Genomic DNA, 23675 nt, shown 5'->3' on the forward strand with positions numbered 1-23675 from the left:
AGCGACCTATCTCCAGGCAGAGTGTCGGTCAATCCCAGGTGGGTTCGAGGGGACGGTGGAGAGTGGGCTCGTATGGAACTTGATCGTTGCTCCGATTGGATGATCAGGTTCGCGATCTCAGCGGGAGCAGCCAGCGATTCAGACTAGGTAGCGATATCAGTCGGCCGGATCATCACGGTGAGGAGAGGCGATGAGGGGGACGGCCGGCTGTGCCCGATGTCCTCGTACTGCCAAGACCGACAGAGTGCGTGGACCTTTCCGTCGCCGGCGGCCTTGTTGACCATGAGGGTTACGAACGGCTCAGTGCGTGTGGCGAGGAGGGCGTCGTGGATACGCGGGGCGGTGCCGGTCTTGCGCCAGGTTGACCGGACGCCGATTTCCTTGAGGGCCGCCGCTGGATGGTCGGTGTACTGCTCTGCCGGTGCCGGGCTGGTGCGTTCCCAATACCGGTCGCCGTGCTCAATGGTGTTGGCATAGGCGTAACCGACGGGAAGCCATCTGCGTATGCCAAGACCGCAACGAAGCCAGGCTCGGCGCCGTGTCTGTCCAGTCTCTCGCCGAAGGCGGTAACTGCGTAGTTCGGAAGGTGGAGTAGCGCGGAGCGCACGTCGGCGTACACATCGACAAGATCACTGCGAACGGTGTCGAGCGTGGTGAATACGCGCAGTTCGAGGGTGAATGGCGCGTTCATTCGGGGGTGCCCGAAGTGGCGTCGGTCCCGAGCGGTGCCGTGCGGTGTAGCGAGAGGATGTTGATGTCCTCGACTGGCCAGTGGGGATAGGTCTGGGTGTTGCCGACCTTCGTCCAGCCCCAGCGTTGGTACATGGCGTGTGCTTGCGCGCCCGGTCGTGAGATGAGGCTGGCGAACGCTTCTGGGCGGTCAGCCAGGAGTGCCTCGACGAGTTGCCGGGCGTAGCCGTGGCCACGGGACTGCTTGCGGACGCCGAGTTCGATCACCGCAAAGATCGAGCCCGCCGCGATGTAGTCGGGAGGCGGGTCGGTCTTGACGCCGGTCCACCATCGGCTGGGCGGGAACGTGAACCCGTAGGTGAAGCCGGCTAACTGGCTGCCTACCTCGCCGGCGACCAGCATGAAGCCAGCTTGGTTGGCATGCTGCGTGGTTCGGCTCTCGAACTGCTCGATGTCTTCGCTCGACATGTCGTACGGCGGCTCGGAGTATGCGTCTTCATAGAGCAGCTTCAGTTGCGGAACGAGCAAGAGCGTCTCGGGCCCCGCGTGACGAGTCAAGTGCAGTTCCATTTGTCTCCGAGTTGAGTCCTGCTTGGTCTGATTGGCCTTGGCCCGATGCAACAACGGCCAGGTGAGGCTTGTGAAGTAACTGCCAGTTCAAACTAGGTAGGGCTCTCGCACGCCACTACTTTGTGGGGAGTGCCCAACTCATTCCGCCTGGGATATGGACGCGTTGCTCCTCCGGAGCGACGGTCACGCGGAAGGACTCGATGCCTGGTTCGCCGGCCTGACGCCAGTCCGTGATCGCTGCTTCCACGTCATCCCAGAGGCGCTCTGGGCCACCTTGCCTGACGATCCAGGCACTCGCGGTTGCCGAAAGCGCGGCATATGAGTCGTCGGGCTGGACAAGGATGTGCTCAGGCAGGTCGCCGCCGGGACCGAAGCTGATGTGCTGTGCTTCGGGAACAGCGAGTTGGGCGACGAGCTGGGCGGCCCCATATGTCGTCAACACCTCCGGGCCGAGTGACGTTGTCCGAGACGATGAGTCAGCGGATATCTCCGGGATGATCGCTGGCTCGGGGTTGTGGGCTCTCGCGGGCATGAAGCTGACGTATCCAGGGAGGAACTGACCTTCAGCCGTGCCGTCGCCGGTGACGGTTAGTTTGACGAGGCCTGTGCCTCCGATCCAGCCGGACAGGGTGACGAGGGCAATCGTGCCTGGCTTGGACTGCTCCAGCCATGCCCGCGGGATGTATCGGAACGAGCATGTCGCGATGATGCGGTCGTAGGGTGCTGTGTCCGGTGCTCCCGCCTCGCCGTCGTCAACTACGAGATGAGGGTGGTAGCCGGCGCGGCCGAGAGCTCGCCCGGCTCGGGCCGCCACCTCGGGGTCGACCTCGACTGATGTGATGTTTTCTTCTCCGAGCCGATAGCAGCCGAGTGCGGCGGAGTACCCCGTGCCTGTGCCGATCTCCAGCACTCGGTTTCCGTCTACCACCTCGAGGTCTTCCCACATCCGGAGCACGAGACTCGGCATGGTGGACGACGACGTCGGGTTGCCGTCGACCGCCTCGGTGACATCAGTGGCGGTTGTCTTGCCATCCAGCTGGGTTACATGCGAGATGTCTTCGTAGGCCAGTTTGAGCCAGCGTTCGTCGCCGGACCGCTGTGCTGAGATCGGGTCCCACAGAGTCGGGCCGTCGGTCCGATCGACCTTCGCGAAGAAGTCCGGAATGAACTCCTGTCGCGGCACGCTCTCGACAGCTGCGCGCCACTCTTGTGAGCACAAGTAGCCAGCCTTGGTCAGGTCCGCGGCGAGTTGTTTGCGCAGCTCCGCCGCGTGCCTGGTGGGTTGATCGGGTGTCACAGGTTTCCTTCCAGCGCGTTCGCGAATGCTGCCGCCATTGGCAGCCCGGTGGATGGCTCCATCCAAGCCCACTGCCCATTCGGGTTGCACTCCAGAAAGTACGGCACGTTCTGCTCGTCGACGGCGAAGTCGAAGCATCCGAAGAGAAGACCGAACCGGCGGAGGTAGTTGCGCATTCGCTCGGTGAGGCCAGGTGGTGGCTCGACTACCTGGTAGGCCAAGGTGTCGTAGTCCGAGCGCCAGTCGAGCCGACTGATTGATGAATCGATCCGGACACAGAACACATCGTCTCCAACAACCGTTACTCGCAGATCGGCGACCTTGCCGACAACTTCGGCTTGGAACAGATGTGCAGTGCCGGCGATTGTGTCATCGAGTTCGTCAGGCTCAACTCGCCGTGTCCAGATGGCCTGCGGCCGTCCGTTGCGCGTGATCGCGGTGAGCCGAAACGGCTTGTAGATGATCGGGGCGTGCTTCTCGGCGAACTTCCGCGCCGCGGCTGGGTCGGCAGTGATGACCGTCGGTGGCACCGTGAAGCCGAGCTCGGCGGCCACAGTGAGCTGCCCCGGTTTGTATTCTGCGGCCCAGTTGCGGTGTGGGTGATTCACGTAGCGGGCGTTCGGCAGGCTGCAGAGCACCCCGCCGAAGCCTTCGCGTGCCTGCACCTTGGCGAACTCAGCTGCCTCCTCGTCGAGCCCTGGGAAATCGCCTGGCGTCGGGCGCCGCCAGTACACCGACGTCACGTCAGCGAGGCCGAATTGTCGGCTGGGTGTAGTGAGCGGCCCGATCCACCGGCCGGACTCGGGATCGAGAAAGGCCGACAGGCCGACGTCATGCGGCATGTCGCCCGGATTGACCCGGGCGACCTCGCAGCGTCCACGCCGATTCAATTCAGCGATGACTGCATCTGCCGTGACGTCGTCGGTCCCAGTGGCGACTACGACGACCGGCTGACGTATGCGGGTAGAAGCCATCAGTCGCGATCGCCGTCGTATCCGTTGTCGCTGTCGGGAGCAGGACCGCCGCCACCATCCTGGCCGGTGGCCGTTCGCGGGTTGGTGGTGGTGCCGGAACCGTGCTTGGGCGAGGCCATCATCGGGTCAACTACCCCGCCACTCGAGTCCCGGAACTTGCCCAGCTGAGTTGCCGGGTCGACCTCGACGGTGGTGTAACCCAGCGGCGCCGCGTCCGCGAAGTCGCTGGCTCGACTGAGGCCCCACGGCCTGACTGCACTTTCGCTCATCAACATCACTCCTCAAGAGACTCTTAGTCAGCATCGCTAAACATCCATGCCGATGCTTAGCGTCGTGGTGCTCCAGGGCACTTGTGCTGCGCCTTGGAGGTCTGGATCGGCCGACGCGGGACGGACTCGCCTCACGTCTCGCGCCAGCCTGTAGATGGGACCTGCGGCCGAGCCCTCCACAGGGGAGGGGAAGACTCGGTCGCAGATCAGCGGTGACGGAAACCGATGGGTGTGCAGCGATCACCTGCAGATCCGCAGTCGGCCTCCGCCAGGTCAGGGGTTCGAACTTGCGATGACGACTCGAGCGCCTGTCGCTCGCTCGAAGGCGTCTTTGACGTTGTGTGTCATGGCCAGGGCGGAGAAGTGCAATCGGCTGGGGATCACGACTGTGGTGACCTCGTACCGGTTGACTGCCTCGATCAGAGCTTCGAAGGCGGCCGGGGTCGTCTCGGCTTCTTCGGTGTAGATCGTGCCCATCGCGAAGCCCTCGACCTTGGCGAACTCCTCGAGGTGGTCTCTGATGTCGGCCAACTCGCCGTCGGTCATGAGGAGGTGCTTCAGGATGTAGCCGAGGAGAAGCGGCCGTGTGTAGTCGACTTCGCTTGGCGATTCTCGTTCTGCCGCCGCCGGAGCTTGGCGCCCAACCGTGGTCATCTGTCTCGCACGTCCTTCGCGATGTCGCGAACCATCAGGACGGTGAGTACGGCGGTTCCCAGAAGGAGGAGCCACATGCGCAAGATCACTGTCAGTCACCCCGTCGCTGCTAGAAGTGGACTCGGTAGGTGAGTAGCTTGACGCTGTGTGACAGGACGGCACTATGAACTACACCGGACGCTTGGCTGCCATCTGACTGCCGTTTGATGTGGAACGGCGCATTAGGCGCTCAGATGCCAGAGATCGGGACCTGACTTCTGGCTGCCATCTGTCGGACGTTCGGCTGCCATCGACGCGCGGACCCGGGTTTCCGCCTGTCTGTCTGACGTACCGTGAAGACGTGGCTACGGCGCAGTACAGAACGCTGCTGGAACAGATCGTCCACGAGGGTCCATGGACGATCGAAGAGACCTGTCGGGCGTACGAAGCTCGGGCACAGCAGATGAAGGAATCGGCGACGCTGTCGCCGCGTCAGCTGGCGCGGTGGATGCGAGGCGATGTTGCTCAAGCGAGAGCGGTCGCGCAGCGTGTAGCTGAAGCGTTCTGGGGTCACCGTTTCGAGGTTTTGCTTGGCTCGCCGCACGATTTGTCCGAGTTCGAGCGTCACAGCGGAACGGCCGCGCCTGGCCTATCCGTTGACGTCGAATCGTTGGAGGCAGCGGCAGTCATGGCCGCCCACGAGAGTTTTGAGCACTCAGCCCGAATCGCCTGAGGTGCCACGCGTTTTCCGGACAGCCTATTAACGGTCAATTCACGCTGCAGACTGTAATTCCAGATACTCGTCGTGGACTTGCTGCGGGGTCTTGTAGCTGAGCCCCGAGTGGCGACGTTTGGTATTGTAGCGTAATTCGATGTATCGGGCAATGTCGCGGCGTGCGTGTTCCCGGGTCGGGTATTCGGTGCGGTGGGTGCGTTCGTTCTTCAGTGCCCCGAAGAACGATTCCGCCATTGCATTGTCGTAGCAGATGCCGGTCCGGCCGACTGATTGACGAATGTTGTTATTCTTCAATGTCTCGGCGAACTGGGCGGAAGTGTAATTACTGCCCCGGTCGGAGTGGAAGATCGCGCCGTCGGCGAGCTCGTGATTCCGGGCAGCCATTTCGATGGCCGCCTCGATGAGCGGGGTCTTGTAGTTGTCGCCCATCGCCCACCCGATCACGGCCTTGGTGTGGCAATCGATCACCGTCGCCAGATACAACCAGCCTTCCCAAGTCGAGACATAGGTGATGTCACCGACCATCTTGACGCCGGGCGCGTCGGCGGTGAAGTCCCGCGCGACCAGGTCAGGGATCGGGCCGGCCTGGCCGTCTTGCTCGGTCAGGCTGTGCCGCCACGGCCGCGGCTGGCACGGCTCCAGGCCCAGCTCCCGCATGAGTTTGCGCACCAACTCCTGCCCGCAGGGGACGCCCCACGCGACCAGGTCAGCATGCACACGCCGGTATCCGTAGGTCTCGTCGGACTCCTCGAACGACTTGGTGATGACCAACTTGAGTTCGCCTTGGCGCTTCGCTGTCGCCGACGCCGGCCGGCTACGCCAATCGTTGAAACTGGACCGCCTCACCCCGAGCCATCGGCACATCTTCACAATCGACGGCGCATTTTCGTTCTTGCCGGTCAGGCTGTCGGCATATTCCGCGTCGATGAACTCAAACTTGTCGCTCAACGATGATCCTTGGCGAAGTATGCTGCGGCTTTTTTCAGGAACTCGTTCTCCATCCGGAGTTCCCGAGTCTCCCGCTCCAACTCGCGGAGCCGGGCACGCTCAGTCACACTTAGTGCCGGTTCCTCGCCGGCATGGTCACGCTTATAGGCGCTCACCCAGTTGCTGAGAGTGCCCGGGTTGATACCCAGTTCCCTGGCAACCTGAGCGACAGGACGTGAAGTCTCGATCACCGACTTCACGGCTTCCTCCCGATACTCAGGAGTGAAATTCTTTTTCGGACGCGGCAACATCTTCCCTTTCCAGACAACCCAATCTTAGTTGGGTCACTGTCCGGAAGGTTCGTGGCTCCTCAGCCGGCACCGTTGACTCGGACGACATTTCGTTGCTCCAAGAGTCAGTCCTGGAACTCGCCCGCGGTTACCAAACCAAACCTCCGTTGCAGCTGCTGACGGAAGCTCGGCATATTCGTAATGTCGCGTATCTACTGCTCGACAAGACCAGACGACCGGCTCAGACCAGCGAGCTCTACCAGGTCGCAGGACAGGCCTGCGGACTGCTCGCGGTTGTCGCATTCGACCTAGCCCGATGGGATGCGGCCGAAGAACAAGCACGCTCGGCGCGGACCTACGCCGAGTTGATCGGCGACGCCGACCTCGAGGCATGGTCGCGAGGGACGCAGGCGCTGATCGCTAACTGGCGTGGACAGAGTCGACGCGCGATCGACCTGATTGCGAGCAGTGTGGACAATGCGCCAGCAGGCGTTTCAACGGCGAGGCTGCGGGCCATCGAAGCACGGGCCTGGGCCGAGTTGGGACGGCCTGATCAGGTGAAGGAGTCTTTGCGCCTGGCCGATGTCGAGATGGAACAGGCGCGGCACAACGAGTTGTACGGCGCTACCGGCGGAGAGTTCGGCTGGGGACCGAGCCGTCATGCGGCATGTGCTGGTACGGCGCTGTTGACAGTCGGCCAGGGCGATTCCGCGGTGACGCGGATCAGCGACGCGATCAGCCTCGCGCCAGAGGATCCGCTTGGTGGGTTGGAACCGGCGAGGGCGCAGGTCGACCTTGCTACGGCCGAGCTCGTAGCGGGACGGCTCGATGCCAGCGTTGACGCTCTCAACAGCGTATGGACGATTCCGGCGCCGCATCGACGTCACGGCATTACCGGCCGGATGGATCAACTGGCGCACAGGCTGGTCGGTCGCGACTGGCGCGATACCCAGCAGGCCGTCGAACTACGAGACCAAATCGAGGTCTTCAATGCCGAGGCAGCCTCCCGACTGGCGCTACCGAGCGCCTGACTGGTCCGCATCCCACGCGGCCAAAAGTTCGGCTTCGTGCTCGGGCGACATTCCATGGTCGGCTTGGCGGGGGTGGTCGATGAGGCCATCCCGATCAAGGGCGGACTTGAAGTCCCGCAGCGTCTCGCGAAGGGGCCGGCATCGAAGACCGGCCTCCGCGGCTCGCCGGCCATCGACCTGCCAGGTGCCGGCGGGAGTCCGCCACAGCGGTATCTCGGTCCATTGATCGACGCCGTGCTCCTCCAGCCATTGAGGGTCGGCCCATACCGATTCGGTACGACGCCCAGTCAGCTCTAAGCATGTGTCGATGAGATCGCCGTAAGTGGCGTGACCGATAGGAGCAACCAGGTTGAATACGCCGTCGCGCTTCGCCTCGATTGAGTCCAGCAGGAACGTCGATACGTCGCGTACGTCGATCGGCTGGATGGGCTGTTCGGCAGGTGCTGGGAGCAGCCAGCGTCCACCGCGGGCCGCTCGCTCGATCAGCTTGAGCCCGCGACCGACGTACTCGCCAGGCCCCAAGATGACGCCGGGCCGCACGATGAGGCTGCGCTTCGCGCCCTCCGTCGCGGCAGCCTCGCAGCCCGCCTTGAGGGTGCCGTATTGACCGCCGACGGTTAGGTGCGCCAGCTCGGGTGATTGCTCGGTGTAGGTCGGCGAGGATGGCCAGAGCGGCGAGGACTCATCGACTGGGCTGGCTGGCCAATCGGGGTAGGCGCTGACCGTTGAGATGAGTACGTATTGCTCGACCAGATCAGCCAGGGCGTCCGTCAGCTGTGCGACGTCGACAGGTTCGTATGCGCTCGTGTCGATCAGGGCGTCCCAGGGGCCGTGCTCGGCCAGGCGGTGGAGATCGGCGTCATTGCGGCGGTCACCTACGACGTGGGTGGCTCCGGCCGGCGGTTGGCCGCTCTTGCCGCGGGAGAAGGCGGTCACCTCCCATCCGCGAGCCAATGCGTCGGAGACGACTGTTCGGCCGAGGAACCAGCTGCCACCGAGGATGAGGAGTCGCATGGTGACGATCTTGCCGGGTCAGGCCCCCTATCGCGACCTATCTCCAGACAGAGTGTCGGTCGATCCCAGGCGGGTTCGGAGGGGACGGTGGAAGACCAGCTGCGCAGTCACGTACGCCCATGGCGAGGCCGACTACAACGGCCATTACGGCATCCGCGAGCTCTGCGACATCTGCCCGATGTCGCAACTCACCGTCTGCGCGAACGCCTGGAAGAAGCCCGACCTCGATACCGTGACCTCACAAGCCCGTCTGCTTGGAGCGACCAGCGACCCGGTCATCACAGACCGGGCTGTCATCGTCGAAGGGCTGAACGAGCCACCCCGGTACTGGCTCCAACACACCCACGGCTATCAGGTCCACGATGCGTCGAAGCCGCATCATCACCGGCGCCATGGACGAGCCGACATCGGTTGGCGCAAGGCGAAAGAGGAACAGTGAACACGAGCACCTGGCCCGAACTGCTGGTCATCGATGTGGAAGGCAACGGGGCTAACCCGCCCGACCTCGTCGAGGTTGCGGCCCTGCCGATTAGGGACGGCAGCCCCGACACCAGCACCGCCGGCGCCTGGCTTATTCGCCCACCGGTCGCGGTATCCCCGTTCGCTGCCCGCATTCACGGCCTGACCAACGCTGTGCTCGCCAACGAATCCAGTTGGGACTCCGTCGCCTCGGACGTGGCCAAGCTGCTCGGGGAATCGTGGATTTGTGCCCACAACGCTCATGTCGACTATGGCGTGTTGTCCCGGCACCTACCGAACTGGCGACCGGCGGGTGTCATCGACACCCTGCGACTGGCTAGGGCGACCTGGAAAGGGCTGCCGTCGTACAAGCTCGACGCGCTGATCGCCCACGCCGAGCTAGACCTCACCCGGGCCCCAGCGCACAGACACCGTGCGACCTTCGATGCCTACGCCACCAGCTACCTGTTTCTCGCGCTCGCCGACAACTATCCGACCTGGGAGGCGCTGATTGCTGTCGCGATCCCACCAGGTCTGCCGGGCGCCCCCGAACCAGAACCCGAGGAGACACTATGGTGACCGCTCCCGTCCATATCGCCATCACAGGAACCCACTCCACCGGCAAGACCGTCCTCATGCGACGCGCCGAGATGGAACTCCGGGCCATCGGCCTCCGCGTAGCCCGCGTTCACGGCCTCGGCAAACGCGCTGCAGCGATCGGCCTCCCCAAGATGCAGCGGCACACAGCCATCTCGACTGAGTGGGTCATCGCGACGGGCATCGCGGACGAGTTGGAGCGCACGACTGACGCCGATGTGGTGCTCACGGACCGGGCTCCCATCGACGCTCTCGCGTACTACACCGCGGCTCTCGAATTTCGTGGTGAAGTCAGCGAGCCCGCAACCATCGAGCGGCTCGAACAACTTGTCGCCAGCCAATCCCCGCGATACGAGCTCCTGCTTGCTACCGAACTCGACCTGGCTGAGCCAGTCCAGGCCACGCATGACTACGATCCCCGGTACCGCCACCTCGTCGATCGCCATGTCCACGACTGGCTCTTCAGAACCAGCTCGTCGCACCAGCTTGTCGCGAACACCGACGACAGCCGCGACAACGCGATTGCCCTCATCAAGTGTCGTGTTGCGCTCCTTGAAGACTCGACAACGTAGAACGACGTGTACGTAGAGGGAGAGAAGGCCCACTGCCGTGGGGTCGGGATGCGGGATCTGTGGTGCGGTGGGCACGTTCAGTAACTAGAGTGACCTTGGGGCGGTCCGCTGGGGTGACCGCCGGTGACTGGGAGGGCGTAGTGGCTGTCAAGGGTGCCGGGGTCGGACGTCGCCAGCACACCCACCTGCTGCTACCTCATGCGGCACTGGATGCCCCTCAGCGGGCGCTGTTTGAGACAGCGCTGCGGCCGACCGGGTGGACGGCGGATCCTGACGACAGTTCGAGCATGTCGCTGCGGTGGAATCGCGGCCGGGCGGCTCTGCGGTTGCAGACGCTTGGCTGGTTTCCGCTGCTGGTGACTGTGGGGCCGATCGGGAAGGCGACGGCGGCCCATAGGGATGCCGTCGCGAGGATGACGGCGGCGGTTCTGGCCAGCCGGGGGATGAGTTTCACCGATCAGCAACTGGTTGAGTACCTGCCGCAGGCACAGGCTCGTTGGCAGCGGGCGTTGATGGAGCGTCGGAGGCTGTCCACGGCCGAGCGACTGCTCCAGGCGCGGCGTTGTTCGTACTGTGCGTCGTGGTCCGAGCCGTCGGCGACGCATTGTGCTGGATGCCGTCGGCGGTTCACGGCCGCTGACGACACGGAGTGGGAAGCCACAGTTAGCCGCGCGTCGGCAATGGTGGCTGAGGCCGAGGCGGTCCTCGCGGACCTGGCGCGCGGTGTGGTGCTGGAGCGGCTGAATGGTGCGTCGCATGGCTGAACCGACCGTTGCGACTCGTGAGGCCGAGCAGTGGGGTTGGGAGTATCGCGGGCAAGAGGTGGTGGTCGTCGAGCAGCAGGACCCACCAGTCCCCGCCGTACCGCCGCCGTCGGCGCTCGCGACACTTGAGACCAAGCGTGCTTCTGCGGCGCGGGTAAACCCCGTGTTGACCTGGGCGATGGTCGGGGCTGTTGTCGCTACGGGCGTGGTCGGTGTTGTCGTGAACCCCTTGCTGGGGCTGGTGCCTGCCGCGGTGGCCGTCGGTCTTGGGTGGTTGCGCTGGGGACGTCCGGAGATGCTGCGCCGGGCTGCGGTTAAGGAGCACCAGCGGTGGCTGGCCGACTGTGTCACCACGATGGCTGGGTTCGAGCGCGACGTACAGGCTTGGCAACAGGACCTGAGTCAGCGGGAGGAGACGAAGGCGCTGCAGGTCAGCGCCGCGCGCCCGTGGGTACCGGTTGGCCCGGTGACCAAGGAACGCGTCGATCTGTACGGCGGGACTGCGGCCGGCTGGCGTGCTGCGTTGCTGGCGATGGGTAGCTCGCTGATGAGTGCGGGCGGGCGGCTCGTGGTGCTCGACCTCACCCAGGATGCTGTGGTCGAGCCCCTGCGCCGCATGGCGTCCGAATACGGTGCACCGATCCGATCGGCCGTCGTACCGGATGAAGCGAAAGCCTTGAATCCGCTGACTGGTCTGAGCCCGGATGAGATCGGTGTGGTCATCGCTGAGGGTCTGCGCGGGGCAGAGCCTGAGCAGAACGAGTCGCGTGGTGTCGACGCGAGTCTGGTCCAGCAGGTCGTTGAATGCTTGGCCGATGGTCCGGTTACGTTCACGCGGCTTCACTTGGCGTTCCAGGTGCTGCTGCGGCAGTTGACGCCGGACCAGCGTGGTGAGCTGACGCGTGCGGAGTACATGAAGTTGGCTGATCTGCTCAGCGAGTCGGCTCGTCGTACGGCGGAAGCGCGGCTGTTCCGGCTGGCTGCTGGTGTGCAGCGGTTGTCGGCTGTCACGGGTGATGTGCCGATGGACGGGTGGGATGGCGACGAGGTTTCGTTGCGGGTATTCGAGCTGTCGGCTCGTGAATCGGAGTTGTCTGCCTCGTTGCTACGGCACCTGATGTTCCAGATCACGATGGTCCGGATCCAGCGTGGGCAGCTGTCGGGGCTGGGGGAGCGCATCGTCGTGATTGCTGGGGCGGATGCGGTGGCGCGGCCGGAGCTAGAGCGGTTCGATAGCATCTGCCGGCGTAACGGTCTCCGGCTGGTGCTGCTGTTCGCGCATCTGCGTGACAGCGCTGTGGAGCTCCTCGGCGGCGGGGACGCCGTGCTGTTCATGCGCCTTGGGAACGCGAAGGAGGCCGAGCAGGCTGCGACCTTCATCGGTCGACAGCACCGGTTGGTGGCGAGCCAGTTCACGTATTCGCACGGGACGAATACGTCCACGTCGACGTCCGACAGCACTACTCGCGGCAACAGTGCCTCGACTAGCGATTCGGTCGGCGTACAGACATCGGACAGCCGGCAGGCGACGTTTGGGCTGCTGTTCAGCAGGCGGCACCGGTCTGGGTCGAAGACTGCGGGCGAGCAGCACTCGTCGTCGACGACTGGCGGTACGTCGTGGTCGGAGGCGACCTCGAGTTCGGAGTCGAGCGGGTCTACGGAGAGTACGTCGGTCGGGTATCAACGCACGTATGAGTACTCGATGGAGCCAACGGTTTTGCAGGGCTTGTCGCCGACGGCGTTCGTGATGGTGGACCCGCTTGATCCGGCGAGTCCGCGGCTTGGTGACTGCGATCCGCGGTTGGGTGCCTCGTGATTCCGCGGTGGCGCATCACCGAGGTGCCGTTGGCCGGTGGGCCTGATACGGGCACGGCGCAACGGCTCACCGCGCTTCGGCGCGGGCTGTTGCCTGCGTTGATGTTGGAGGCGTCGGCCGGGCGACCGTTCAGTTGCTGCTGGACACGCGCGGTAGCCGGCGGGCCGATCGAGATCCGGGTGGGGATCGATCCTGTGGACGGCGCGGTGTCCTATCCGGTGGGTGCGCGGGCTGTAGCTGCGGACCCGGTGGAGTTTCCGTACTGGGTGGCGGTGGACGGCCGGCACGATGTACTGACTGCGCTGCCCGAGGCCGAGGTTGAACCGGCCGGGACGCTGGAGGATCTGGCCGAGGCTTTGCCAGCTTTCGCTTGGGTTGTCCGGGCTGTCCCGATGGGGGCGCAGGAGCAGGCGGAACTGCTTGAGGACCTTCATCTGCAGATGACGATCGGGCTCGACCGAGAGAAGGTCTCGGGTCGTGATGCGCTTGAACTGGAGCGCAACCGCGCCCGGTACCGCGACTTCTCCTCCGCGCAGGGCGGTCTGTGGTCGGTGCAGATCCTCGCTGGTGGAGCCGATGAGGCCGCAGCGAGGCTGGTTGCGCAGACCTTCGCCGGGGTGGCCGACCTGCATGCCACGCCGTACGGTTTGGCGGCTCAACCTGGGGCTGGCGCCGAAGCGACTGGCTTCGAGGCGACGGGTGAGTTGCTTGCCGCGATCGGGCGGCCGCCGGTGCGTGAGATCGCTGGTGTCCGCGTGGTCGAGCAGGTGCGGTTCGACTTGACGCCGGAGACGCCGCCAGACGGCATCCCGCTCGGCGACGTCATCGATGCATCGGGGCGTGCGGTCGGGGCCATGACGGTTTCGCAGGACACGTTGAACCGGCATGCGTTCGTGGCCGGTGCGACCGGCTCCGGGAAGTCGCAAACGATCCGTCATCTGCTCGAAGGTCTCTCTGCCGCGTCCGTGCCGTGGTTGGTGATCGAGCCTGCGAAGGCCGAGTACGCCGCTATGGCCGGTCGATTGGGTTCGGACTCGAGCGTTGCGGTCATTCGGCTCGGCGACCCTGACGCCGTACCGCTGAGTTTGAATCCGCTGGAACCAGAGGCTGGCTTCCCGCTGCAGACGCACCTCGATCTCGTGCGTGCGTTGTTCCTGGCCGCATTCGAGGCGCACGAGCCGTTTCCGCAGGTGCTCAGCCAGGCGTTGAATCGGTGCTACACGTCGTACGGATGGGATCTCGCGCTGAGCCGGGGCGGGACCGAGTATCCGTCCCTCGGCGACCTGCAGACGACAGCGCGCGCGGTCGTTGATGACATTGGGTACGGCGCTGAGCTTGCGGCGGATGTTCGCGGCTTCGTGGATGTTCGTTTGACCTCGTTGCTTCTGGGGACGCCTGGGCGATTCCTCGGCGGGGGATACCCGCTCGACGTTGCTGATTTGCTGAGGCGCAACGTCGTACTCGAGCTTGAAGATGTTGGTGACGACCAGGACAAGGCCTTCTGCATGGGCGTCGTACTGATCCGGCTGATCGAACACCTCCGCGTGCGCCGCGGACCGTCTTCGAGCCTGCGCCACGTGACCGTTGTTGAAGAGGCGCATCGCTTGCTTAAGGCAAGTACTGATGGCACTACTAGTCATGCGGTCGAGATGTTTGCCGGCTTGCTTGCTGAGATTCGCGCGTATGGCGAAGGGATTGTTGTTGCGGAGCAGATCCCTAGCAAGGTCATCCCCGATGTGGTTAAGAACTCGGCTCTCAAGATCCTGCACCGGCTGCCCGCTGCTGACGACCGCGAAATGGTCGGCGCCACGATGAATCTTGACGAGCCTCAATCCCGAGCCGTCGTTTCCCTTCCGCCTGGTCAGGCCGCTGTCTTCACTGACGGCATGGACCGGCCGGTTCGAGTTCGCATCCCGCATGGCGAACCGCGTGAGCGACGGGCCGTTACAGCGCCGACAGTCAAGGCTGCAGGCGGTCGGGAGCGGCTTTCTACAGTTCGCGAGAGCGCTGATGTTGCCCAGTTCCTTGAGCAGAACCCGAGATTCGTCTTGTGGGTCGAGTTACTGACGGTGGCTCATCTGGCTGCTGTCCCCAAGCCTCTACCGCAATTGCCTTGGGCGTTTGAGGACGTCTCGCCAGCGGTGGTGGAGCGTGCGATCGCCGGCGCTGTGGGTGCGGCTGTTGCCGGACGGGCGTCGGCGATCGAGCATCACGTCGTACCGGCTCGGCTTGTCGACCATTTGGTCGAGGTTGTCCATGGTGTTGTGAGGCGGCGAGAGCTCAGCTGCGCGACCACTGAAATCGAGTGGCAGGCCGGGGCTTTTCGGTTCGCGGACGTGGCCGACGCCTTGCTGAACTGCCCGGGACCGCTTGATGTTCCGCACCCGTTGACGGCGGAGTGGGCGGCGCGGGGGGCGAAGCTGTGGGGATCCACGCTCGAGGAGCAAATCCTGACTTTCTTGAAGGTGCAACCCGCGAAGGTTTCGCCGACACTTTTGATCGGCGACGGGTCGCTCCTTCGCGCTGCCGCCATTCTGTCTGCCGAGGCTGAGCCGTATGCGCAGCTGATCGCTGCCGCCCGTGAGCTGAATGTTCCTGGGCAATGGCATCGGCGCCTCTTCCGGATGCTGGAAGAGGCGGGGGAGTAGCTCGATGGACCGACCACGTAGGCCAGAGCCCATCGAACCGGACGACACCTCCGGCCAGGCTTCCAGTGCCGATGCTCCGGTTGAGCGGAACATGCCTGACGCTGTCGGTCGCCAGCCGGACCACGACGACTCCGGGCGGCAGGAACCTACCGATCGCGGGGGCCAACCTGTCGAGGAGCACTCCACGCCCTCGGCCGATTCAGGCAAGGAGATACCTGCCTCGCGGCCGGACGAGGCTCAGGTACATCGGCCGGGTGAACCCCCGTCCCGGGTTGTTCGTGATGCGGCAGACTCCGTCGACCAGCGAAGTCGACGCGATGCGTCGCCGGAGACAGCAGAGCCATCCGATGACTCGACATTGGCCCTCCCGGCTGCCGCTGATCGCCTGCCCGCGGATCTGCGCGCAAAGATGCTCGAGCACCCGGCATTTACCCGCCTCGGAAGGGGATCCGACGACCAGACTGAGCAGGGTGGTGATGTTCAGAACGGAGTCACTCCGGATGATCAGATAGCGGTGCGGACCGTTGAGGCTGACGACCGCGCGCGACTGGAGCAGCCCGACGTCAACGTCAATGAGCATGCCGCCGATAGCGACGCGAAGGATGATCTGCCGGCGGCCGTCGAGGCGGTGGACGCAGCCGCAGTCGCTGGTCGGCCAGAGGTTCCGGAAGGGCCGAACGCTGCCGGTTCAGGCGACATCCCGGAACCCGCCGCTGAGGGCGGCATGCCGGAGGCGCCGTCGACAGAGGCGCCAGCTCGGCCGGACGACTCGAAGTCGGGCACAGACCTTGGGAACCCACCTAGCGAGAACCTTGGGGTCGATGGACCCGAGGCCGTTGATCAGAACACTCCCACTGAACTTCCCAGCAGTGGCTACGCAGAGCGTGTAGCCGAGCATGACAAGCAGTGGGACACGGCTGAGGGCAATCTCCCACCTGGGCCGCTGCCTGATTCCGCAAAGGACCTCGATTCCGAGGCCATCGAGTCGCTGAACCCCGACGTCCGCCGCGTACTCGAATATCAAGGCGCGGCCGAATACATCGCCGAGAAGGTGGACGCACACCCTTGGCTCAAACCGGTAGTCGATGCTTCGCCTGCTGTGCAAAGAATCTTCACCGCGATCGACCAAGGCACAGGCCATGCCCATATCCGCCACGGCCCGATGGGTAGCGACCAGATGTACGCCGACCGTGTCGCCTATCTCGAAGATCCCGCGCAGCCCGACGTCGCCAAGCGCGAGGCAGGTATCGACGGGCTCAACCCGGCCAAAAAGCACAATTGCGGTCGAGAAGCTACGCGCATTCACGATGCGGAAGCCTTCGTCGCAGCCTTCGCCGCGGCGATCAAGCTCCCTGACGTTCAGGCCGCCCTCGCCACTCCTGTTGAGCCGACGATCGCCCCTCCATTTGCGGTTAAGGTACCGATTGCAGAGCTCCTCGGCCCTGATGGTCACAAGTACTGCTCTGGATATCGGCTCGAAGGCGGTCAAGAAGCATGGCAGGCTCGCAAGGAATGGCAGAAGGCGCGTGCACTCGGCGAGGACCTCACCGACCTACCTGAGCCTAGAGCGAAACCCATCGAAACGTTCGAGGGCGGAAACGTGGTAATTCGATTCAAGTCGAACGGCAAAGCGTACGAGATCAACACATTGTTCGTTGAACCGCCAGTAGCTGACCAATAGGAGGATGAGGTTAGAGATGCCGCTGATCGAGAGGTACTGGCTCGATGATCATTCAGTTCCGTTCGGTACCTTCCTGGGGTACATGGAGATCTACTACCACCCCGAGAGTCGTAACGATAACTACGATTCCTTGGTTACCAGGGCGAAGTTGGGAGATCCGGCAGACGCTGGCATGGCGACCTTCAAGGACGAACTCGTCAGATTGCTGAAAGGTGACCGGGAAGGTCTCCATCCGCTAGCGATTGCGACAGCGGCGGAGTATGACGAGTGGAAGACCGATGATGAATTTCTCCGCTGGCTGTGGCATGAGCTCTATCCGAGCGAACCAGTACCGACGTCCGCCGTGGCCGAGTCAGACTGAGCGGCAGCCCTGGGTCGTTTCGTGGGAGGCTTCGATGTTGCCAGGGCCGGACGCGTTTCTCGGCGGAGCCAACTGCGCCGGTATCTTCACTCTGTGCGACGTGGGCATCAATAGCCTTCGCAATAGGCGGCCGGGCCGGCGCGCCGGTACGAGCCTGTCAGTCGCTTTCGAGCAGATCCATCTGCGGGGTGACTCCACAACCGGGACGGACCCTAGCCAGTTCAGCCGTTCGTTGACAGGCAGATTCCGCCGACCGAAACGTTGATGAGCGAGCCACTGTCTCGACTGAGCCGGACAAAGAGACGGTTGGCTCGTAGCTGTACGAGGTCGGGACGACCGACCGGATCGACTCTCGACCCGGCAAGCTCGTGATGCCGCAGACCGCGACACGGTGACGATCGAGAGCACAGACTCATTCAGTGATTCGAGAGCGCCCGTACTGCATGCCCACGAGCGGAATGCTCCGACGATCTGCTCACTGTCTTCGGACGACAGGGCAAGACGCAGGTGCGCTGCCTGGTCCGGTTCGAGATGACGGCTGTGGGCAGGCACATCCCCGCAGGTTGGCCGACGGTCAATCAGGCCGTCGCGGTCGACGGGTCCCGTGGACCGTCCTGCGCGCTCGGGCCCCTGTGGTCGGCGAGTGTGGCCTCTGTGTCGTTGTGCATCGTTTACCGGCGGCATTCTCCCGACAGTCGAGGTGGGCTGTTGGTGGGGTGTTGAGTGAAGGCCGGGGCGGACCGCCACCACTCACCAACTCTGCGCGGCCCGCCTCGTTCACGCTCAGCGCGAGTTGTCGAGACAGCTCGAGACCGGGTTGGTGAGTGGCTCAGGTCCGCCTCAGCGACCTGCGCCCGGTCCGCGCGAGTCGGATTGTGCCGGCTCAGATCCAACGTGCTGTCGTCGACTGCGGTGCTGCAGTTCGCCGGTGCGACGGGCTCCGCGTGAGGAGCTGTTGTCGACCACGTGAAGGTGGAGAGCTGCCTGCTGATTCTCTGCCCGTCCGGTGCAGCGGCGGCCAACCGAATTCACTGATCAGCGATCGGTGTTGGGTAAGGCGAACTCGCCGAGCTTGCCGGTGGTGAGGCGCAGGCGGACGAGGCCTTCGACGGCGACGGTTGCTGCGGCGACTCCGTCGATCACGCTGACGCCCAGCTCGTTTGAGAGTTCGTGGCATAGATCCGCCATACCGGCGCAGCCGAGGACGATCGCGTCGGAGCCGTCAGTGGCCAGCGCCTCCTTGCAGGCTTGGAGAATGGTGCTCTTCGCGTGGGGGTCGGTTTCGAGGCTGAGGACAGGGATCTCGCACGCGTGGATTCCCAGGCAGCTGGCAGCGACGCCGTACTGGTCGACGAGATCTTGGGCCTGGCCGATGGTGCGGGACAACGTGGTGACGACGCTGAAGCCTCGGCCGAGGTAGGTCGCTGTGCGCATGGCCGCCTCGGCGATGCCGACTACCGGCCCGCGGGCCAGTTCGCGCGCGGGTTTCAGGCCGGGATCGCCGAAGCAGGCGATCACATAACCGTCGTACCCGGCTGCCTCGCCGGCCGTGATCTCCGAGAGCACACCCGGTACGGCGAGGGCGGCGTCGGTGTGGCTCTCGATCGCTGCAGGTCCGTGCCGGGGACTGGTTGCGTCGACGGTGACGCCCGGGCCTGCAACGGCTTGTGCGCAGGCGCCGATTTTGGCGGTCATCGAAGCGGTGGTGTTGGGGTTGATGACCTTCAGCCTCATGCGGTCAGGGCCACAGCGCCCGAGCCGGCCACGTTGGCTCGTTTGGCGAGCACCGCGTAGGCGGCGAAGCCGACGCCGCATCCGATGAACCAGCTGTAGTCACTGATCCACAACGCTGCATGGAGCCAGCGGGGAACGAGTACCGAGGCGATCGACACCAGGCCGGCGGCGATGACCGATTGGACGGCGCTGGGGTTGTAGCCCTTGGAGTAGTGGTATTCGCCGGCTTCGTCCATCGTGAACATGTCGGCGACGACCAGTTTCTGCTTGCGGATCAGGTAGAAGTCCGCGATCAGGATGCCGAACAGGGGACCGATCAGGGCGCCGAGGATGCCGAGCGTGTAATGGATCGCGGTGTCGTTGTTGTACCAGTTCCACGGCGTCAGGATGACCGAGCCGACCGCCGCGATCATGCCGCCCATCCGCCAGCTGATGCGCTGTGGACTGACGTTGGAGAAGTCGAAGGCGGGCGAGATGAAGTTGGCCACGATGTTGATCCCGACGGTGGCCGTGACGAAGGTGGCTGCGCCGAGAATGATGGCGAAGGTGCTGTCGATGCGCTGGACAGTCTCGATCGGATCGGTGATCAGTTCGCCGTACACCGGGACCGTGGCGGCGGCCGTGATCACGGTCAGCAGGGAGAAGAAGATGAAGTTGAGCGGCAGACCCCAGAAGTTGCCCTTCTTGACCGCCGTGAAGCTCTTGCCGTAGCGGGAGAAGTCGCCGAAGTTCAGCATCGGTCCGGAGAAGTAGGACACCACGAGAGCGATCGCGCTGAGCATCGTCCCGATCGTGGTCCAGCCCGAGAGCCGGTGGTCCGACAGGTTGAGGTCGATCGAGAAGTCGGCCTTGAACAGCAGGTAGATGCAGAGCAGCAGCATCGTGACGTAGACGGCTGGTCCGGCGAAGTCGATGAAGCGGCGAATGCTGTCCATGCCTCGCCAGAACAACGCCGCCTGGGCTACCCACAGGATGGCGAAACCGGCATAGCCGAGGGCGGACAGGCCGAGGAAGCCGTGCTGGGTGACGTCCGCCCACGGCGCGAGACCCGGCCAGAGTTTGAGGAACACGATGTTGAGTGCAGCCGCCGCGAGGAAGGTCTGGACGCCGTACCAGGCGACGGCGATCAAGCCGCGGATGATCGCGGCGATGTTGGCGCCGCGGACGCCGAAGGAGACCCGGCTGATCACGGGATAGGGCACGCCTGCCTGCTGGCTCGGTTTGGCGACGAGGTTGCAGAAGAACTGCACGATGCAGATGCCGACCACCAGGCAGATGAACACCTGCCAACTCGTCAGGCCGAGGGCGAACAGGCTGCCCGCGGTCAGATAGCCGCCGACGCTGTGCACGTCGGACATCCAGAAGGCGAAGATGTTGTAGGCGCCCCAGGTCTGCTTTTCGAGCGGAGCCAGATCCTCGTTCGTGAGCTGGGGATCGTAGCCAGCCTTAACCTCAGCGGGTACGTCGGTCACGTCGGTCACGATGCGCTCCTCGGGCCGAGCCGCGTCTGGGGGAACGCGGTCAGTGCTGCGACGCTAAGGAGGGCTCGTTTCGCTCGTGGGCGCCGCCGGTAAACCCGGGGTTTCGGCTCAAATATATGCAGCGATCACGCCGGGTCGACGAAACGCTCAGGGTCGTCGGCGAACCGGCTGATGGCGGTCCGCAGCCGCGCGTAGTGCAGGTCTGCCTCGGCAACCAGGGTGTCCGCATCCCGGGCGATGAATGCTGCCACCATGCGCTCGTGATCGGCGTGCATCGCGGCCCGGTCGTCATCCGGTACGTGCGACATCGGCCGGGCAGGCTCGGTGATGTTCCAGGCGGATTCGTACATCGTGACCAGCCGCTGCATCCCCGACGGCACGATCAGGGCAAGGTGAAAACGGCGTGCCGCGGCGTCGTACGCCCGCTCGTCGCCGCGCTCAATGGCTTCACCGAGCTGGGCATGGGCGGCCCGGACCTGGGTGTCGTGGACGGGACCGGCGAGGGCGGCCGCCGCGCGGAGAGCAGCGGACTCGAGCGCTTGGCGTACGTCGTACAGTTCCTTGAACTCGCTGAACGTCAGCTTGGCGACGCTGTACCCGACATGCGGTCGATGCTCGACCAAGCCCTCGGCCAGCAGGGTCCTGAGCGCTTCGCGCACCGGGATCGGACTCACCTCGAAGAACGCCGCGACCTCATCGATCGGGATCGGCGTACCCGGTTGCTGATCGCCGGTGAGAATGGACCGCCGCAGGTCGCCCACCAAAGCCGGCGTCTCACCCACCCCGCCGGTCCGCAACAGCCGCGAGGCAAACGCTGACCGACGACGCATCTTCGGACGATAAACCGCCAACTGCCGAAACGCCAGTGATCATGAGGGCAGCCATTGGGTTGCTTGGGTGGCGATGAGGTGGGCCAGCTCGGTGGGGGTGTCGTGGGCGATGAGGTGGCTTGCGGTGGGGATTTGGGTGACTGTCAGGGTGGGGTTGGCCGCGCGGAAACGGGCTACGTCGGCGTCGGTGAGTGGGGAGTCTGGGCCGGCCTGGACGAGGAGCACGGGCAGGTCGGGAGTGGGGATTGTTGTTGGCTGGTTGAGGATGTCGTCGACTAGCTCGGTGTGTTCGTGCACCAGGCCACGGTCGTTGAGCCAGGTGCGGACCCGGGCTGAGTCGGGTGTTGGTACGACGTCAACGAGGATCAGGCCGGCCACGTCTCGGGCTGTGTAGGGGTCGGCGAGAGCAGCCAGGGCCGCTAAGCCGCCTAGCGAGGCGCCGACCACGACCAGGGGTGGCGGTTCGTGCCAGATCATTGCGGTCACGTCGTCGGCGATCGCCTGGAGGGTGGTTGCTTGGCCGGCGCTGGCGCCGTGACCGCGGAGGTCGTAGGCCACGGTGCGGAGGTTGCGTTGATTCAGTACGGCGGCGATCGGTGTCCACACGCCGCGCTGCTCACCACCGGCGTGGAGGAGCAACACCGTCGGGCCGGAGCCGGAAGCCGTACCGCGTAGTTGCAGGTCTCCACGCGGGAGAACGACTTCAGCCATCTCAGTACTCCTTTACCTTGATGCATCAAGGTAAAGCATAGACGGCTACCTTGATTGGTCAAGGTAGTCGTCGGTCGGTCTCACGCCACCAGTGGTGGCGTGAGACACCTTGTGGCTGCTGGAGACCTGTTGCTTGGGGTCTCCCGCCCCAACTCCCTGTCTCTGGCCACAACTGGTGGCGCGAGCTGGCCCATGGGGCCGGGCTGCCACGCGCCGTCAGACCCGGTACGACGTACGCTCGGGGGATGACGCAGACGTATTCGCCTGGTGAGGCCGCGGAGATGACTGGGTTGAGCTTGGACACCTTGCGGTACTACGAACGCGAGGAGCTCATCGGGCCGATCGAGCGGTTGCCGGGTGGGCGGCGGGTGTTCAGTGAGGGGGATCTGGCGTGGATCGGGGTGGTGACGTGTTTGCGCGAGGCTGGGTTGGGGATCTCTGACCTGCAACGGTTTACGGGGCTGTTGCGGTCGACCGGGGACCCGGCGTCGCGCGTGGGGTTCTTGCGCGAGCGCCGGGTTGCGCTGATTGAGCACATGACGCGGATGGAAGCCGCGCTGGGTGTTCTGGATGACAAGATCGCTCACTACAGCGCGCTTGAAGGGTAGGCATTACCAGGGGCGGTCGAGCTCCGCGCGGAGCTCGGTTCCGAGGTCCAGGCGGGCGCCTTCGATAGCGGCGGTGAGCTGCTCCGGACGGCTGGCGCCGATGATCGGGCGGATCGGGGGAGTGCCGCCACAGAGCCACGCGACGACGACGGTGCTTCGGCTGACGCCGAGTTCGGCGGCTACCTTGCCGAGGGTTTCGAGGCGGCGGGTGGTGCCGGGGTGGTCGAAGGCCTCGTGGATCGGGCGGTCTTCGCGTTCGTAGCTGCCTGACATCAGCGGGGTGTAGGCCCAGAGATCCCACGCGGGCTGGCTCTCGACGTAGTCCAGGGTCTCGTCGGTCACCCAGCCGAAGCGGTGGTCGTGGACGTGGCCGCGGACGAACGGACGCGGCTGGAGGTAGGAGTAGCGCGACTGGATGGCGGTCGGCTCGACGACGCCCAGGTTGGCGGCGAGGCCGCGGGCGCGCTCGATGCGCCAGACGGCCCAGTTGGACAGGCCGACCCGGCCGATCGTGCCGGCGGCGTGATGCCGGCCGAAGGCGGCGATCGTTTCGTCCATCGGGGTGTTTCGGTCGTCGCGGTGTGCCCAGTACAGGTCGATGTGGTCCATGCCCATCCGGCGCAGCGAGGTCTCGACCGCGGCGTCGATGGCCGCCGTACCGAGGCCCTCGGTTTGCTCAGGGAAGCCGCCGACGACGAGGGGTTCCCAGCCGACCTTGGTGGCGATACGGACCTTGTCCCGTACGCCGGGCCGCTGCGCCAGCCACCGGCCGAGCAGTTCCTCGCTCTGACCGCCGAAGCCGCTCTCCGACTGCCAGAACGCATAACAGTTCGCCGTGTCGATCCACACGCCACCCTCGGCGACGTACTGGTCGAGGAGGGCGAACGACGTCTTCTCGTCGATCCGGCTGCCGAATTCCATCGCGCCCAAGGCAAGGTTGATTTCGCTCATGACCACGAGCGTTCCTCCTGGAGCGCGCTCC

23 protein-coding genes are annotated in these 23675 nt (G+C 64.6%); 11 read left to right on the plus strand and 12 right to left on the minus strand.

Features of this window, described 5'->3' with window-relative positions; genetic code table 11:
* Positions 1-687: 687 nt before the first annotated feature.
* The 5 genes from ACFVWG_RS12485 to ACFVWG_RS12505 form a co-directional block, all read right to left on the minus strand.
* Positions 688-1260, minus strand: a complete 573-nt coding sequence (locus ACFVWG_RS12485; protein WP_391543326.1) for a GNAT family N-acetyltransferase — start codon at positions 1258-1260, stop codon at positions 688-690.
* A 115-nt stretch (positions 1261-1375) separates the two neighbouring features.
* Entirely contained in the window at positions 1376-2557 is a 1182-nt protein-coding gene (tgmC, locus tag ACFVWG_RS12490; RefSeq protein WP_391543327.1) for an ATP-grasp peptide maturase system methyltransferase, read from the minus strand.
* A complete protein-coding gene (tgmB, locus tag ACFVWG_RS12495) occupies positions 2554-3531 on the minus strand; it encodes an ATP-grasp ribosomal peptide maturase (protein WP_391543328.1) in 978 nt (325 codons plus the stop codon). The genes tgmC and tgmB overlap by 4 nt, the downstream gene beginning before the upstream one ends.
* Positions 3531-3800, minus strand: a complete 270-nt coding sequence (gene tgmA, locus ACFVWG_RS12500; RefSeq protein WP_391543329.1) for a putative ATP-grasp-modified RiPP — start codon at positions 3798-3800, stop codon at positions 3531-3533. The genes tgmB and tgmA overlap by 1 nt, the downstream gene beginning before the upstream one ends.
* Before the next feature lie 273 nt (positions 3801-4073).
* Positions 4074-4454 carry a hypothetical protein gene (locus tag ACFVWG_RS12505; protein WP_391543330.1) on the minus strand — a complete coding sequence of 127 codons (381 nt, stop codon included), beginning with the start codon at positions 4452-4454 and terminating at the stop codon, positions 4074-4076.
* A gap of 340 nt (positions 4455-4794) precedes the next feature.
* On the opposite strand from ACFVWG_RS12505, the gene ACFVWG_RS12510 reads away from it, so the two are divergent.
* On the plus strand, positions 4795-5166 hold the full coding sequence (locus ACFVWG_RS12510) for a hypothetical protein (RefSeq protein ID WP_391543331.1): 372 nt from the start codon (positions 4795-4797) through the stop codon (positions 5164-5166).
* A gap of 39 nt (positions 5167-5205) precedes the next feature.
* Here ACFVWG_RS12510 and ACFVWG_RS12515 read toward each other — a convergent pair.
* A protein-coding gene (locus ACFVWG_RS12515) for an IS3 family transposase (RefSeq protein WP_391543821.1) occupies positions 5206-6404 on the minus strand; the annotation gives its coding sequence in 2 pieces (ribosomal slippage) (positions 5206-6140 and positions 6140-6404; 1200 coding nt in all).
* Between the two features lie 149 nt (positions 6405-6553).
* Between ACFVWG_RS12515 and ACFVWG_RS12520 the strand changes: the two genes are divergently transcribed.
* A complete protein-coding gene (locus ACFVWG_RS12520) occupies positions 6554-7417 on the plus strand; it encodes a hypothetical protein (protein WP_391543332.1) in 864 nt (287 codons plus the stop codon).
* On the opposite strand, the gene ACFVWG_RS12525 is transcribed toward ACFVWG_RS12520, so the two are convergent.
* Complete coding sequence (locus tag ACFVWG_RS12525) at positions 7403-8431, minus strand: NAD-dependent epimerase/dehydratase family protein (RefSeq protein ID WP_391543333.1); 1029 nt, start codon at positions 8429-8431, stop codon at positions 7403-7405. The two genes, ACFVWG_RS12520 and ACFVWG_RS12525, sit on opposite strands and share 15 nt — an antisense overlap.
* Here ACFVWG_RS12525 and ACFVWG_RS12530 point away from each other — a divergent pair.
* From ACFVWG_RS12530 to ACFVWG_RS12565, 8 genes are all read left to right on the plus strand, one after another.
* On the plus strand, positions 8430-8870 hold the full coding sequence (locus ACFVWG_RS12530; protein WP_391543334.1) for a hypothetical protein: 441 nt from the start codon (positions 8430-8432) through the stop codon (positions 8868-8870). The genes ACFVWG_RS12525 and ACFVWG_RS12530 overlap by 2 nt on opposite strands.
* The gene (locus ACFVWG_RS12535; protein ID WP_391543335.1) at positions 8867-9469 is read left to right on the plus strand and encodes an exonuclease domain-containing protein; all 603 of its coding nucleotides are present in this window, start codon (positions 8867-8869) and stop codon (positions 9467-9469) included. The genes ACFVWG_RS12530 and ACFVWG_RS12535 overlap by 4 nt, the downstream gene beginning before the upstream one ends.
* A complete protein-coding gene (locus tag ACFVWG_RS12540; protein ID WP_391543336.1) occupies positions 9463-10059 on the plus strand; it encodes an AAA family ATPase in 597 nt (198 codons plus the stop codon). Before ACFVWG_RS12535 ends, ACFVWG_RS12540 begins: the two co-directional genes overlap by 7 nt.
* 140 nt (positions 10060-10199) lie before the next feature.
* Positions 10200-10823, plus strand: coding sequence for a hypothetical protein (locus ACFVWG_RS12545; RefSeq protein WP_391543337.1), 624 nt, complete (start codon positions 10200-10202; stop codon positions 10821-10823).
* Positions 10816-12639: a hypothetical protein gene (locus tag ACFVWG_RS12550; RefSeq protein WP_391543338.1), complete on the plus strand. Its 1824-nt coding sequence runs from the start codon at positions 10816-10818 to the stop codon at positions 12637-12639. Before ACFVWG_RS12545 ends, ACFVWG_RS12550 begins: the two co-directional genes overlap by 8 nt.
* A gap of 101 nt (positions 12640-12740) precedes the next feature.
* The gene (locus tag ACFVWG_RS12555; protein WP_391543339.1) at positions 12741-15287 is read left to right on the plus strand and encodes an ATP-binding protein; all 2547 of its coding nucleotides are present in this window, start codon (positions 12741-12743) and stop codon (positions 15285-15287) included.
* 409 nt (positions 15288-15696) lie between these two features.
* Positions 15697-16968, plus strand: a complete 1272-nt coding sequence (locus ACFVWG_RS12560; RefSeq protein WP_391543340.1) for a hypothetical protein — start codon at positions 15697-15699, stop codon at positions 16966-16968.
* A gap of 16 nt (positions 16969-16984) precedes the next feature.
* Positions 16985-17329 (plus strand): hypothetical protein, encoded by a 345-nt coding sequence (locus ACFVWG_RS12565; RefSeq protein WP_391543341.1) that lies wholly within the window; start codon positions 16985-16987, stop codon positions 17327-17329.
* Between the two features lie 1035 nt (positions 17330-18364).
* Here ACFVWG_RS12565 and ACFVWG_RS12570 read toward each other — a convergent pair.
* The 4 genes from ACFVWG_RS12570 to ACFVWG_RS12585 form a co-directional block, all read right to left on the minus strand.
* Positions 18365-19063 (minus strand): aspartate/glutamate racemase family protein, encoded by a 699-nt coding sequence (locus ACFVWG_RS12570; RefSeq protein WP_391543342.1) that lies wholly within the window; start codon positions 19061-19063, stop codon positions 18365-18367.
* Complete coding sequence (locus tag ACFVWG_RS12575) at positions 19060-20544, minus strand: NCS1 family nucleobase:cation symporter-1 (protein ID WP_391543343.1); 1485 nt, start codon at positions 20542-20544, stop codon at positions 19060-19062. Before ACFVWG_RS12575 ends, ACFVWG_RS12570 begins: the two co-directional genes overlap by 4 nt.
* 125 nt (positions 20545-20669) lie before the next feature.
* On the minus strand, positions 20670-21374 hold the full coding sequence (locus ACFVWG_RS12580; RefSeq protein ID WP_391543344.1) for a GntR family transcriptional regulator: 705 nt from the start codon (positions 21372-21374) through the stop codon (positions 20670-20672).
* A gap of 39 nt (positions 21375-21413) precedes the next feature.
* The gene (locus ACFVWG_RS12585) at positions 21414-22085 is read right to left on the minus strand and encodes an alpha/beta fold hydrolase (RefSeq protein WP_391543345.1); all 672 of its coding nucleotides are present in this window, start codon (positions 22083-22085) and stop codon (positions 21414-21416) included.
* A 245-nt stretch (positions 22086-22330) separates the two neighbouring features.
* Between ACFVWG_RS12585 and ACFVWG_RS12590 the strand changes: the two genes are divergently transcribed.
* Positions 22331-22693: a MerR family transcriptional regulator gene (locus tag ACFVWG_RS12590; RefSeq protein ID WP_391543346.1), complete on the plus strand. Its 363-nt coding sequence runs from the start codon at positions 22331-22333 to the stop codon at positions 22691-22693.
* 3 nt (positions 22694-22696) lie between these two features.
* On the opposite strand, the gene ACFVWG_RS12595 is transcribed toward ACFVWG_RS12590, so the two are convergent.
* Positions 22697-23644 carry an aldo/keto reductase gene (locus ACFVWG_RS12595; protein ID WP_391543347.1) on the minus strand — a complete coding sequence of 316 codons (948 nt, stop codon included), beginning with the start codon at positions 23642-23644 and terminating at the stop codon, positions 22697-22699.
* Positions 23645-23675 lie beyond the last annotated feature (31 nt).

The organism is Kribbella sp. NPDC058245 (assembly GCF_042882005.1).
GTDB lineage: Bacteria > Actinomycetota > Actinomycetes > Propionibacteriales > Kribbellaceae > Kribbella.

Bases quoted from the DNA above. Each gene is read 5' to 3' on its own strand.
- ACFVWG_RS12505 (WP_391543330.1), bottom strand. From the start codon at position 4,454: ATGACCACGGTTGGGCGCCAAGCTCCGGCGGCGGCAGAACGAGAATCG.
- ACFVWG_RS12555 (WP_391543339.1), top strand. From the start codon at position 12,741: ATGTTGGAGGCGTCGGCCGGGCGACCGTTCAGTTGCTGCTGGACACGC.
- ACFVWG_RS12595 (WP_391543347.1), bottom strand. From the start codon at position 23,644: ATGAGCGAAATCAACCTTGCCTTGGGCGCGATGGAATTCGGCAGCCGG.
- ACFVWG_RS12560 (WP_391543340.1), top strand. From the start codon at position 15,697: ATGCTCGAGCACCCGGCATTTACCCGCCTCGGAAGGGGATCCGACGAC.
- ACFVWG_RS12550 (WP_391543338.1), top strand. From the start codon at position 10,816: ATGGCTGAACCGACCGTTGCGACTCGTGAGGCCGAGCAGTGGGGTTGG.
- ACFVWG_RS12485 (WP_391543326.1), bottom strand. From the start codon at position 1,260: ATGGAACTGCACTTGACTCGTCACGCGGGGCCCGAGACGCTCTTGCTC.
- tgmA (WP_391543329.1), bottom strand. From the start codon at position 3,800: ATGAGCGAAAGTGCAGTCAGGCCGTGGGGCCTCAGTCGAGCCAGCGAC.
- tgmB (WP_391543328.1), bottom strand. From the start codon at position 3,531: ATGGCTTCTACCCGCATACGTCAGCCGGTCGTCGTAGTCGCCACTGGG.
- ACFVWG_RS12565 (WP_391543341.1), top strand. From the start codon at position 16,985: ATGCCGCTGATCGAGAGGTACTGGCTCGATGATCATTCAGTTCCGTTC.
- ACFVWG_RS12530 (WP_391543334.1), top strand. From the start codon at position 8,430: ATGGTGACGATCTTGCCGGGTCAGGCCCCCTATCGCGACCTATCTCCA.
- ACFVWG_RS12540 (WP_391543336.1), top strand. From the start codon at position 9,463: ATGGTGACCGCTCCCGTCCATATCGCCATCACAGGAACCCACTCCACC.
- ACFVWG_RS12585 (WP_391543345.1), bottom strand. From the start codon at position 22,085: ATGGCTGAAGTCGTTCTCCCGCGTGGAGACCTGCAACTACGCGGTACG.
- ACFVWG_RS12525 (WP_391543333.1), bottom strand. From the start codon at position 8,431: ATGCGACTCCTCATCCTCGGTGGCAGCTGGTTCCTCGGCCGAACAGTC.
- ACFVWG_RS12580 (WP_391543344.1), bottom strand. From the start codon at position 21,374: ATGCGTCGTCGGTCAGCGTTTGCCTCGCGGCTGTTGCGGACCGGCGGG.
- ACFVWG_RS12590 (WP_391543346.1), top strand. From the start codon at position 22,331: ATGACGCAGACGTATTCGCCTGGTGAGGCCGCGGAGATGACTGGGTTG.
- ACFVWG_RS12570 (WP_391543342.1), bottom strand. From the start codon at position 19,063: ATGAGGCTGAAGGTCATCAACCCCAACACCACCGCTTCGATGACCGCC.